Annotated in this window: 10 protein-coding genes; 3 read left to right on the top strand and 7 right to left on the bottom strand. The window is 71.9% G+C overall.

Annotation, left to right across the window (positions count from 1 at the left end; genetic code table 11):
• Positions 1–36 precede the first annotated feature (36 nt).
• The 5 genes from AOK03_RS32130 to AOK03_RS32150 form a co-directional block, all read right to left on the bottom strand.
• Positions 37–2397, bottom strand: a complete 2361-nt coding sequence (locus AOK03_RS32130; RefSeq protein ID WP_055568897.1) for a putative bifunctional diguanylate cyclase/phosphodiesterase — start codon at positions 2395–2397, stop codon at positions 37–39.
• Positions 2398–2711: 314 nt separating this feature from the next.
• A complete protein-coding gene (ligA, locus tag AOK03_RS32135; protein WP_055568898.1) occupies positions 2712–4895 on the bottom strand; it encodes an NAD-dependent DNA ligase LigA in 2184 nt (727 codons plus the stop codon).
• 30 nt (positions 4896–4925) lie between these two features.
• Positions 4926–5939 carry a methionine synthase gene (locus AOK03_RS32140; protein WP_055568899.1) on the bottom strand — a complete coding sequence of 338 codons (1014 nt, stop codon included), beginning with the start codon at positions 5937–5939 and terminating at the stop codon, positions 4926–4928.
• On the bottom strand, positions 5936–6634 hold the full coding sequence (locus tag AOK03_RS32145) for an SDR family oxidoreductase (RefSeq protein ID WP_055568900.1): 699 nt from the start codon (positions 6632–6634) through the stop codon (positions 5936–5938). Before AOK03_RS32145 ends, AOK03_RS32140 begins: the two co-directional genes overlap by 4 nt.
• Before the next feature lie 7 nt (positions 6635–6641).
• Positions 6642–7187 carry an LOG family protein gene (locus AOK03_RS32150; RefSeq protein WP_055568901.1) on the bottom strand — a complete coding sequence of 182 codons (546 nt, stop codon included), beginning with the start codon at positions 7185–7187 and terminating at the stop codon, positions 6642–6644.
• A gap of 61 nt (positions 7188–7248) precedes the next feature.
• On the opposite strand from AOK03_RS32150, the gene AOK03_RS32155 reads away from it, so the two are divergent.
• Positions 7249–7596 (top strand): DUF427 domain-containing protein, encoded by a 348-nt coding sequence (locus AOK03_RS32155; RefSeq protein WP_055568902.1) that lies wholly within the window; start codon positions 7249–7251, stop codon positions 7594–7596.
• Here AOK03_RS32155 and AOK03_RS32160 read toward each other — a convergent pair.
• Positions 7580–8575, bottom strand: a complete 996-nt coding sequence (locus tag AOK03_RS32160) for a GlxA family transcriptional regulator (protein ID WP_055568903.1) — start codon at positions 8573–8575, stop codon at positions 7580–7582. The two genes, AOK03_RS32155 and AOK03_RS32160, sit on opposite strands and share 17 nt — an antisense overlap.
• 109 nt (positions 8576–8684) lie before the next feature.
• Between AOK03_RS32160 and AOK03_RS32165 the strand changes: the two genes are divergently transcribed.
• Positions 8685–9620 carry an NADP-dependent oxidoreductase gene (locus AOK03_RS32165; RefSeq protein ID WP_055568908.1) on the top strand — a complete coding sequence of 312 codons (936 nt, stop codon included), beginning with the start codon at positions 8685–8687 and terminating at the stop codon, positions 9618–9620.
• A 23-nt stretch (positions 9621–9643) separates the two neighbouring features.
• Here AOK03_RS32165 and mnmA read toward each other — a convergent pair whose 3' ends face one another.
• A complete protein-coding gene (gene mnmA / locus AOK03_RS32170; RefSeq protein WP_055568904.1) occupies positions 9644–10774 on the bottom strand; it encodes a tRNA 2-thiouridine(34) synthase MnmA in 1131 nt (376 codons plus the stop codon).
• Between the two features lie 67 nt (positions 10775–10841).
• Here mnmA and AOK03_RS32175 point away from each other — a divergent pair.
• Positions 10842–11453: N-acetylmuramoyl-L-alanine amidase (locus tag AOK03_RS32175; RefSeq protein WP_055568905.1), on the top strand; the 612-nt coding region annotated here is incomplete at its 3' end.

The raw sequence follows: 11453 nt of genomic DNA on the forward strand, positions 1-11453 counted from the left end.
CCAGCCGCTCCCCACCGACCGGCGCGCGGAGCGCGCCTACTGCACCGCCTGGCCCGACGGGTGCTCCGCGGCGTTCGGTGCCTCGGCGGCGCCGGAGTCCCCCGCTGCCGCCGCCCGCGCCGCGGCGAGGTCCGCGGGACGCTGCCAGCCGCGCGACCCGCGCGCCCGCAGCCACGCCGTGGTCTCCTCGGCAGGCATCGCCGCGGCGACGAGCCAGCCCTGGACCGCGTCGCACCCGAGGTCCCGCAGCCGCTCCCACGTCTCGTCGTCCTCGACGCCCTCGGCGACGACGAGCAGCCCGAGCGAGTGGGCGAGGTCCACGGTGCAGCGGACGATCTCCGCGTCTTCGTTGTCGATGGCCAGGCGGGCCACGAACGATCGGTCGATCTTCAGCTCGCTGACCGGGAGGCGGCGCAGGTGGACCAGCGACGAATAGCCCGTGCCGAAGTCGTCGAGGGACATCTTGACCCCGTGGCCGGTGAGCCCGGCCAGCGTGTCCGCGGCGCGCTGCGGGTCCTCCAGGAGGACGTGCTCGGTTATCTCCAACTGCAGGGCCCCGGCGGGGACTCCGTGCCGGGCGAGGCGCGCCGCGACCGCACCGGCGAAGCCGGGCGTGTGCACGTCGCGCGGTGAGACGTTCACGGCGACGGGCACCTTCAGGCCCTGGGCCTGCCACTTCGCGACCTGGCCGAGAGCGGTCTCCAGGACGTACTCCGTCAGGTGCGGCATGAGGCCGGACGACTCGGCGATGGCGATGAACTCGTCGGGCGGCACCTTGCCGCGCTCGGGGTGCACCCAGCGCACCAGCGCTTCGAGACCCGCGACCTTGCCGTCGAAGCGGACCTTGGGCTGGTAGTGGAGCTCGACGTCGCCCGCGTCGAGCGCCCGGCGCAGGTCGCCCAACAGGCCCAGCCGGTCCGGGGTGTTGGAGTCGCGCTTGGATTCGTAGACCTCGACGCCGGTGCGGTCCCGCTTGGCCTGGTACATCGCGACGTCCGCACGCCGCAGGAGGCCTTCCGCGTCGAGTGCGTGGTCGGGGAAGACGGCGAGGCCCGCGCTGGCCTCCAGGACGAGGGTCAGGCCGTCGAGGTCGAGCGGGGAGCCGAGGGCGGCGACCAGCTGGCGGGCCACGCGCGTGGCCGATGTCGTGGAGTCGGCGATCGGCAGCAGGACGGCGAACTCGTCGCCGCCGAGGCGGGCCGCCTCGGCGCCGCGGGGCAGTGCGAGACGCAGCCGGTCCGCTATCTGGAGCAGCAGGCGGTCTCCGGCGAGGTGTCCGAGGGTGTCGTTCACCGACCGGAAGCGGTCCATGTCGATCAGCATTAAGGCGGAGCGCGCCCCGATCCGCTCGGCGTCGTCGAGGGCCGTCCAGGTCCGCTCCAGGAGCCACTGCCGGTTGGGCAGCCCCGTGAGCGGGTCGCGCAGCTGCTCCTCGGCCCGGGCGCGGGCGATCCAGAGGGTGGAGTCGAGGGCGACGAGCGGGATCGCGAAGAGGGGCAGCAGGATCGGCAGGGAGACCGCCACGACGCAGATCAGCGGGGCGATGCCGAGCAGCGCGATGCCGAGGAGACCCTGTCTGACCAGGGCGGTGCGGGTGACGGTGGGCAGGGCTCCGGTGCGGGGCGCGTGGACGTACCAGAGCAGGACGCGGGTGACGACGAGATACGCGACGGCGACCAGGGCCACCTGGGGTGCGGTGTACAGGTCCCAGGTCTCGGGGAGCCAGGGCGATTCGGCGCTCGGTGCCGTGCCGAAGGCGGCCAGGGCGAGTGCGCCCGCGCCGATGCCGAGGATGTCGACCGCGCCGTGCAGCAGGCCCTGCCGCCAGCGGTGCCTGCGCGCGACGCCGACGAGGACGACGACGGTGAGGCTGACCATGCCGGCGGGCACCCAGCCGTACAGGAGCAGGACGGCGACGGTGAGCGCACCACCGGAGCCCGTGCCGCCCCACCAGCGGTCGCGGCCGAGCGCGACGAGGTGGCCGACGATGAGGCCGGTGAGGACGGCGAGGGACCAGCCCGCGGTGCCGGTCGGAAACAGTGCGTGGCGGCCCGTGAAGGCCTGGAAGAAACCGGTGCCGAGCAGCACGGCGGCCGCGGCGACGACCAGGAGCGGCAGCAGCGGCAGCGGGTCACGGGTGTCCTGGGCGGCCGGGGTGCCCGTGCCGGTGAGGGCGGCGGCGCCGTCGGTGCCGCGGTGCGGCGCTGCGGTCCAGGCCCGTTCGCGTGGTTCGACGGCGGTGCTCAGCGTGCAGGATCCGGAGCCCGGGGCGGGCTGGGGCATGCTGCCCGGGTCGGTGTTCGTCACGGCTCGGCGGCCGCGCAGCCAGGCTCCCGGCGCGCGCAGCAGGCGCGCGCGCAGCCGTGAGTCCGGGGCGGCGCTCTCGGTCGGTTCCATTCCCGTCCCTCTCACAGCCGGCGGTGCCCACGCCATGCGGACTCGGCCCTGATGCGGCCGCGCCCGAAAATCCGTCCCCGCACTCCGCACGAGCAAGGAGATGCGGTTCTCCCGCACTCGTACCGAGCAGGGGATGCCCCCTTCCAAGCTCTTGATGAGCAGGTGATACCCCGTTCGCAGCGGGGCACGGCAGGCGCACACCTCAACAGTAGGCCGCAGAAGGCTTCCACGGGCAGCGGTCGGCTACGGTTGCCCGAATGCGACCCGGCCACCCGTATGCCTCTGGTATGCGCCGAACGGGTGGCCTTCAACCGCTATTCCTCGGTCGGAAGCGCAACTTCCCGCGCCGCGTCCGGTCCCTGTTCGAGCAGGACCGCGAAGCCTTCCTCGTTGAGAACCGGAACCTTCACCTGCATGGCCTTGTCGTACTTCGACCCGGGGTTGTCGCCCACGACGACGAAAGACGTCTTCTTGGAAACGGAACCGGTCACCTTGGCTCCGCGACTCTGCAACGCCTCTTTCGCGCCATCCCGGGTGTGGTGCTCGAGCGTCCCGGTGACGACCACCGTGAGGCCCGCGAGCGGGCGCGGCCCCTCGTCCGCACCGCTCGCCTCCTCCTCCATGCGCACGCCGGCCTCCCGCCACTTGCGGAGGATCTCCCGGTGCCACTCCTCGGCGAACCACTGTTTGAGGGAGGCCGCGATGGTCGAGCCGACGCCCTCCACAGCGGCCAGTTCCTCCTCGGTGGCCTGATCGATGCGGTCGATGGAACGGAACTCGCGGGCCAGCGCCTCGGCGGCCACCGGGCCGACGTGCCGGATCGAGAGGCCCGTGAGGACGCGGGCGAGCGGGCGCTCCTTGGCCGCCGCGATGTTCTCCAGCATGGCCAGGGTGTTCTTCTTCGCCTCGCCCTTCTGGTTGGCGAAGAAGGTGACGACCTTCTCCTCGCCGGTCTTGGGGTCGCGCTTGGGCAGGCCGGAGTCCTGGTCCAGGACGTAGGACTTGATGGGGAGGAGCTCGTCGACCTTCAGGTCGAAGATGTCGCCCTCGTCGAGGATCGGCGGCTCGGCGGGCTCCAGCGGTCTGGTCAGGGCGGCCGCGGCGACGTATCCGAAGTTCTCGATGTCCAGGGACTTGCGACCCGCCAGGTAGAAGAGACGTTCACGCAGCTGGGCCGGGCACGACTGGGCGTTGGGGCAGCGGAGGTCGATGTCGCCCTCCTTCATGGGCCGCAGCGCCGTGCCGCACTCGGGGCACTCGGCGGGCATCACGAACTCCCGCTCGGTGCCGTCCCGCAGGTCCACGACGGGGCCGAGGATCTCCGGGATGACGTCCCCGGCCTTGCGGATCACGACCGTGTCCCCGATGAAGACGCCCTTCTTCTTCACCACGTCCTGGTTGTGCAGGGTCGCGAACTCGACCTCGGAACCCGCGACGGTGACGGGCTCCACCTGGGCGTACGGCGTGACGCGGCCGGTGCGGCCGACGCCGACGCGGATGTTGATGAGCTTGGTGTTGACCTCCTCGGGCGCGTACTTCCAGGCGATGGCCCAGCGCGGGGCGCGCGAGGTGGAGCCGAGGCGGCCCTGCAGCGGGATCTCGTCGAGCTTGACGACGACGCCGTCGATCTCGTGCTCCACGGAGTGGCGGTTCTCCCCGAAGTACGCGATGAAGTCGCGCACGCCCTCCAGGCCTTCGACGACCTTGTTGTGCTTGGCGGTGGGCAGGCCCCACTCGTGCAGCAGCTCATAGGCGTGGCTGAGGCAGTCGATGTCGAGGCCCTCGCGGGCACCGATGCCGTGCACCACCATGTGCAGCGGCCGGGTCGCGGTGACGCGCGGGTCCTTCTGGCGCAGTGAACCCGCCGCCGCGTTCCTCGGGTTGGCGAAGGGCTTGTCGCCCGCCTCCACCAGGCGGGCGTTCAGCTCCTCGAACTTCTCCATGGGGAAGAAGACCTCGCCGCGGATCTCCACGAGGGCGGGGACGCGGTCGCCCGCCAGGCGCTGGGGGATGTCGGCGATCGTGCGGACGTTCGGCGTGATGTCCTCGCCGGTGCGGCCGTCGCCCCTGGTGGCGGCGCGGGTCAGCTTCCCGTCCTCGTACGTGAGGTTGACCGCGAGGCCGTCGACCTTCAGCTCGCACAGGAGGTGGAAGTCCGGGGTGCCTGCCTCCTTGGCGACGCGGTCGGCCCAGGCGGCCAGCTCCTCGTCGTCGAAGGCGTTGTCCAAAGAGAGCATGCGCTCGCGGTGCTCGACCGCGGTGAACTCCGTCTCGTACGAACCGGAGACCTTCTGGGTGGGCGAGTCGGGCGTCCGGAGCTCGGGGTGCTCCTCCTCCAGGACTTCGAGGGAACGCAGGAGCTTGTCGAACTCGGCATCGCTGACGACCGGTTGGTCCTTCACGTAATACCGGAAGCGGTGCTCCTCGATCTGCTCGGCCAGCTGGGCATGCTGATCCCGTGCCTCGGCGGGCACAGAGCCTTGCTGTTCGACAGCCACCGTTTCGTCCTCCCGTTACGTCATACCCAATTACTCAGGGTTGTCTGCGAGCGATCTCGCCGCCCTGACGCAGTGGGCGAGCGCCGCGCGCGCATACGCGGGTGATGCGCCCGCGAGCCCGCACGACGGAGTGACCACGACCGACTCCGCGAGTGATCCCGGATTCAGCCCCAGCCTGCGCCACAACGTCCTGACACCCATGACGCTACCGGCAGGGTCTGACAATCCGCCGTCCACGCCCGGCACGACACCGACGAAGAGCTTCGTGCCGCCCTCGACCGCCTCACCGATCGCCTCGTCGTCACGCTCGGTGAGCAGCGAGAAGTCGAAGGAGATCGCGTCGGCCCCGGCGCGGCGCAGGAGTGCGAACGGCACGTCGGGCGCGCACGAGTGCACGACCGACGCTCCGTCGCCGTGGACGCCGAGGACGTCCCGCAGCGTGCCCTCGACGACCTGCCGGTCCACGGCGCGGTGGGTGCGGTACTCGCTGGCGGTCTTGATCTGCCCGCGCAGCACGGCGATGAGCGAGGGCTCGTCGAGCTGCAGGACGACCTGGGCTCCGGGCACCCTGCGGCGCACGTCCGCGAGGTGCTCGCGCAGGCCTTCGGCGAGGGATCCCGCGAGGTCGCGGCAGGCGCCGGGGTCGGAGAGCGCGGCCTCGCCGTTCCTGAGCTCCAGGGCGGCGGCGAGCGTCCAGGGGCCGACGGCCTGGACCTTCAGCGGGCCGCGGTACCCCTGGGTGAACTCCTCCAGGGCGTCGAGGTCTTCGCCGAGCCAGGCCTTCGCCCGCCGGGTGTCGCGCCCCGGGCGGTCGCCGACGCGCCAGCCGCTGGGCTCCACGCGCGCGTACAGGTCGACGAGGAGACCGGCCGTGCGGCCGATCATGTCGGCGCCGGGGCCGCGCGCGGGCAGCTCGGCGAGGTAGGGCATGCCCTGCTCGGGCCCCTCGAAGCTGCCGGTGACGGTCTTCGCGGCCTCGCGGGCGTCACCGCCGGGCATGGACCCGATGCCGGTGGCCGGGCCCCAGGTGAACGCGTCGCTCATCGTCCCGGCCGCACCGTCAGGTCGTTGACCTCCGCGTCGCGCGGCAGGTCGAGGGCCATCACGATCGTCGTGGCCACCGACTCGGGGTCGATGAAACGCGACGGGTCGTACTCCTTGCCCTCCTGCTGGTGGACCTTGACCTGCATGGCGCTCGCCGTGCGGCCGGGGTACACGGTGGTGACCCGGACGCCGTTGGCGTGCTCCTCGTGACGCAGCGAGTCGGCGAGCGCCTTCAGGCCGTGCTTGGAGGCGGCGTACGCGGACCACTCGGCACCGGCGTTGAGGCCGGCGCCCGAGTTGACGAACAGCACGTGCCCCTGGGCGAGCCGGAGTTGGGGCAGGAAGTGGCGGGTCAGCTCGGCGGGTGCGATGAGGTTGACGTTGAGCTGGTGACGCCAGGTCTTGGGGGTCAGCTCGCCGACCGGGCCGAGGTCGACGACGCCCGCGATGTGCAGCAGGGAGTCGACCTGAGCGGGCAGCGACTGGTGGCCGAACGCCCAGGACAGCTTGTCGGGGTCGGAGAGGTCTCCGACGAGGGTGCTCGCGCCGGGGAACTCGGCGGCGAGCTCCTTGGCGCGGCCCGCGTCGCGCGCGTGCAGGACGAGGTCGTCGCCGCGTGCGTGGAGGCGGCGGGCGACCGCCGCGCCGATGCCGGAGCCCGCCCCGGTGATCACATGTGTTGCCATACCCGCCATGCTCGCATCACTGCGTGCCGAATGATTCCTCCAGGTAGGCGAGGGCGCCCACGGGCTCCTCCGCGAAGAAGACGAGGTCGGTGAGCGGGACGGGCAGGAAACCCTCGTCCTCCATGCGACGGAACTGCTCCTTGAGGCCGTCGTAGAACCCCTCGGAGTTCAGCAGGACCACCGGCTTGGTGTGCTTGCCGTGCTTCTTCAGCTCCAGGATCTCGGTGGCCTCGTCGAGCGTGCCGGTGCCGCCCACCATGATCACGACCGCGTCGGCCTTCTCCAGGAGCAGCGCCTTGCGCTCGGCGAGGTCGCGCGCGATCACCATCTCGTGGGGCTCGGAGACCTGCCTGGCCTTCGCCGCGAGGAAGTCGACGGAGACGCCCACGAGCCGCCCTCCGGCCTCGTGCACGCCGTCCGCCACGACCTTCATCAGGCCGCTCTCGGAGCCGCCCCAGACCAGCGTGTGGCCGCCCTTGCCCAGCAGTTCTGCGAAGGCGCGGGCCGGGCGGGTGTAGCGGTCGTCGAGGTCGGCGGCGGAGAGAAAGACGCAGATGTTCATGCGCCCACGGTACGTTCCGTGACTCAGGGCACTCGCAGAGCATCGTCGAGGAGGGCACGACATGACCAACGGACACCGGATCACCGTCGAGCAGGGCACCGACCACGTGCGTGTGGTGCACGACGGGCAGGTGGTGGCGGAGAGCAGCCGTCCCGTACTGCTGCGCGAGACGGGGTACCCCGTACGGCACTACCTTCCTCCGGAGGACGTCCGCACGGATCTGCTGACGCCGTCGGAGACCACCACGTACTGCCCCTTCAAGGGCACGGCCTCCTACTGGTCGCTGCCGGGGGCGGCGGACACGGTGTGGGCGTACCCGGAGCCGAAGGACGCCGTGGCCGGGATCAAGGACCACTTCTGCTTCTACGAGGCGGAGGTCACGGAAGCGCAGGTCACGACGCGGCCGTGAAGGTCCGCCGGTAGGCGACCGGCGAGACGCCCAGCACGGCACGCATGTGCTGGCGCAGGGAGTTGCCGGTGCCGAACCCGGACCGGTGGGCGACCACGTCCACGGGCAGGTCGCTCGACTCCAGGAGCTGCCGGGCGAGTTCGATGCGCTGGGCGGTCAGCCAGCGGCCGGGCGGCATGCCGACCTCCTCCTGGAAGCGGCGGGTGAAGGTCCGCAGGCTCATGCGCGCGTGGGCGGCCAGTTCGCCGAGGGGCAGCGGCTCCTGGAGGCGTTCGAGTGCCCACGCGCGCGTGGCGGCCGTCGTGGCGAGCGTGGGCTCGGGGACGGGCCGCTCGATGTACTGGGCCTGGCCGCCGTCGCGCCAGGGCGGCACGACGCACACGCGCGCGACGTGGTTGGCGACGGCGGCGCCGTGGTCGCGTCGGACGACGTGGAGGCAGAGGTCGATGCCGGCGGCGACGCCCGCCGCCGTCAGCACGTCGCCGTCGTCCACGAAGAGCACGTCCGCGTCGACCTTGATCCTGGGGAAGGACCGCTGGAAGTCGCGGGCGACGTGCCAGTGCGTCGTCGCGGGGCGCCCGTCGAGCAGGCCGACGGCCGCGAGGACGAATGAGGCGTTGCAGAAGGACACGATGCGGGTGCCGGGCCTGATCCTGCCCAGGGCCGAGGCCACCGGCTCCGGCAGTTCCTCGCCCGCCATCCCCCGGTCGAAGCTGCGGGTCGGTGTGATCACGACGGTGTCCGCCGTGTCGAGGGCCTCGGGCCCGTGCTCGGCGACCACCGTGAACCCGGAGTCCGTGCGCACCGGGCGTCCGTCCACCGTGCAGACGACGACGTCGTAGAGCGGCTCTCCGCGGTCGTTCAGCGCGTTGCCGAAGACCCGGGACGGGATGCCCAGCTCGAAGGCGTACGCGCCGTCCAGTGCGATGACGGCCACCCGGTGGGTGCCGTCGCGGTCACCGAGGCCACTGAGGTTCATGGCCGAATCCTGTCACATGATGGCCAAACTGCCAGCACCGCAGGTGCCCGCACCGCCGCACTCTTGGTCTCACCAGCCCTTTTGCGAGAGAAAGACCGAGACCATGAAGATGCGTGCCGTCAGCCCCCGCGCCTGGGGCGCCCCCGAGAACCTCGTCCCGGTCGAGGTCGACCGCCCCGAGCCCGGACTGACCGAGATCCTGGTCCGGGTGCACGCGGCGGGCGTCAATCCCGTCGACTGGAAGACCCGCGCGGAGGGCGCCTTCGGCAGCTGGGGAGAGACCCCGATCCTCGGGTACGACGTGTCGGGCGTCGTCGAGGAGGTCGGCCCCGGAGTGACCCTGTACCAGCCCGGCGACGCGGTGTTCGGCATGCCCCGCTTCCCCGAACAGACCGGCGGCTACGCCGAGTTCGTCGCGGCCCCGGCCCGCCGCTTCGCGCCCAAGCCGCAGGGCATCGACCACGTCCGGGCCGCCGCGCTCCCCCTCGCCGCGCTCACCGCCTGGCAGGGCCTGATCGAGACGGCGGGGCTCCGCGCCGGGCAGCGCGTGCTGATCCACGCGGCGGCGGGCGGCGTGGGCCACCTCGCCGTGCAGATCGCCAAGGCGCACGGCGCGTACGTGATCGGCACCGCCCGCGCGGACAAGCACGACTTCCTGCGCTCGCTCGGCGCGGACGAGCTGATCGACTACACGGTGACGGACTTCTCCGAAGCCGTGCGGGACGTGGACGTCGTCCTGGACGGCGTCGGCGGCGCCTACGGAGACCGCTCCCTGCCGGTGCTGCGGCGCGGCGGCCACCTGGTCACGCTGCCCGACCCGGGCGGCCTGCCGGACCCGCGGCGGGCAGCGGAGCTCGGCGTACACGCCGGGTGGACGGTCGTCGAGCCCGACCGTCTGGGCCTTCTTGAGATCGCGCGCCTGGTAGACGAGGGCAGGCTCCGCGTCGAGGTGGACACGGTGCTGCCCCTGGAGGACGCCGCCAAGGCGCACGCGTACGGGGAACAGGGCCGCACCCAGGGCAAGATCGTGCTCCGGGTCGCCTAGCGCCCTCGGGGCCGGACCGCGGGCTAGACCGCCGCCGCGGCCCGCTCCGTCGTCGCGATCGTCGCCGAGCCGACCACGCGCGTGCCGTCGTACAGCACGATCGCCTGGCCGGGGGCGACGCCGCGCACGGGCTCGGTGAACGAGACGTTCAGGGTGCCGTCGACGAGCTCGGCGGTCACCTCCGTCTCGCCGCCGTGGGCCCGCAGCTGCGCCGTGTACGTGCCGGGCCCGGCGGGGGCGGCTCCGCACCAGCGGGGCTTGATGGCGGACAGTCCGGTCACATCCAGGGCGGCGGCGGGGCCGACCGTGACGGTGTTGTTCACCGGGGAGATGTCCAGGACGTACCGCGGCTTGCCGTCGGGGGCCGGGGTCCCGATGCGCAGGCCCTTGCGCTGGCCGATCGTGTAGCCGTACGCCCCTTCGTGGCTGCCGAGGACCGCGCCCGACTCGTCCACGATGTCGCCCTCCGCCTTGCCCAGGCGGGAGGCGAGGAAGCCCTGGGTGTCGCCGTCGGCGATGAAGCAGATGTCGTGGCTGTCGGGCTTCTTGGCGACGGCGAGTCCGCGGCGCTCGGCCTCGGCGCGGATCTCCTCCTTGGTGGTGACCGTGTCGCCCAGGGGGAACATGGCGTGGGCGAGCTGCTTGTCGTCGAGCACCCCGAGGACGTAGCTCTGGTCCTTCGCCATGTCGGAGGCCCGGTGCAGCTCGCGGGTGCCGTCCTCGTGGACGATCACCTGCGCGTAGTGCCCGGTGACGACCGCGTCGAAGCCGAGGGCGAGGGCCTTGTCGAGGAGCGCGGCGAACTTGATCTTCTCGTTGCAGCGCAGGCACGGGTTGGGCGTGCGGCCCGCCTCGTACTCGGCGACGAAGTCCTCGACCACGTCCTCGCGGAACCGCTCGGCGAGGTCCCACACGTAGAACGGGATGCCGATGACGTCCGCGGCGCGGCGGGCGTCGCGCGAGTCCTCGATGGTGCAACAGCCCCGCGCGCCCGTGCGGAACGACTGGGGGTTGGCCGAGAGCGCGAGGTGCACTCCCGTCACGTCGTGCCCGGCTTCGGCCGCGCGGGCGGCGGCGACGGCGGAGTCCACGCCGCCGGACATCGCGGCGAGGACACGGAGGGGACGCTGGGTGCGCTGCGGGGTCTCGGTCAAAGTCATAGCTCTAACAGAGTACGGGGCGACGGGAACCGGACGCCCGTGAGTAAGCGTTGACGATCACATGGGGGAAGCTGAGCAGGAGAAGCCGGGGCGCCGGGGCATCGACCGGCGCACCTTGCTGATCGGTGGCGCGGCGGCGGCCTTCGGCACCGTCGTGCTCGCCAGGGACGAGCTCGGCCGGCTGTGGTGGCGGCTGCCCGGCGTGGTCAAGAAGCGCAAGGAGGGCGAGGTCGACGCCCCGGGCGTGCAGTGGATCGCCGCGTCGGACTACAACTGGCGCAGGGCGGACCGCCCCGACGACTACGAGATCGACCGCGTCGTCATCCACGTCGTCCAGGGCGGGTACGACACGGCGCTGCGCGTCTTCAAGGACCCGTCCCACGGCGCCGCCGCGCACTACGTGGTGCGCAAGGACGGCCACATAGCGCAGATGATCCGCGAGCTGGACGTGGCGTTCCACGCGGGCAACAAGAGCTACAACGAACGCAGCATCGGCATCGAGCACGAGGGCTTCGTCGACAAGAAGTCGTCCTTCACCGACGCGATGTACGCGGCGTCGGCACGGCTCACCGCCGGAATCTGCAGGCGGTACGACATCCCGGTGGACCGCGAGCACATCGTGGGCCACGTGGAAGTGCCGGGCACGGACCACACGGACCCGGGTCCGTACTGG

The sequence above is a fragment of the Streptomyces atriruber genome, assembly GCF_001418325.1.
GTDB classification, from domain to species: Bacteria; Actinomycetota; Actinomycetes; order Streptomycetales; family Streptomycetaceae; genus Streptomyces; species Streptomyces atriruber.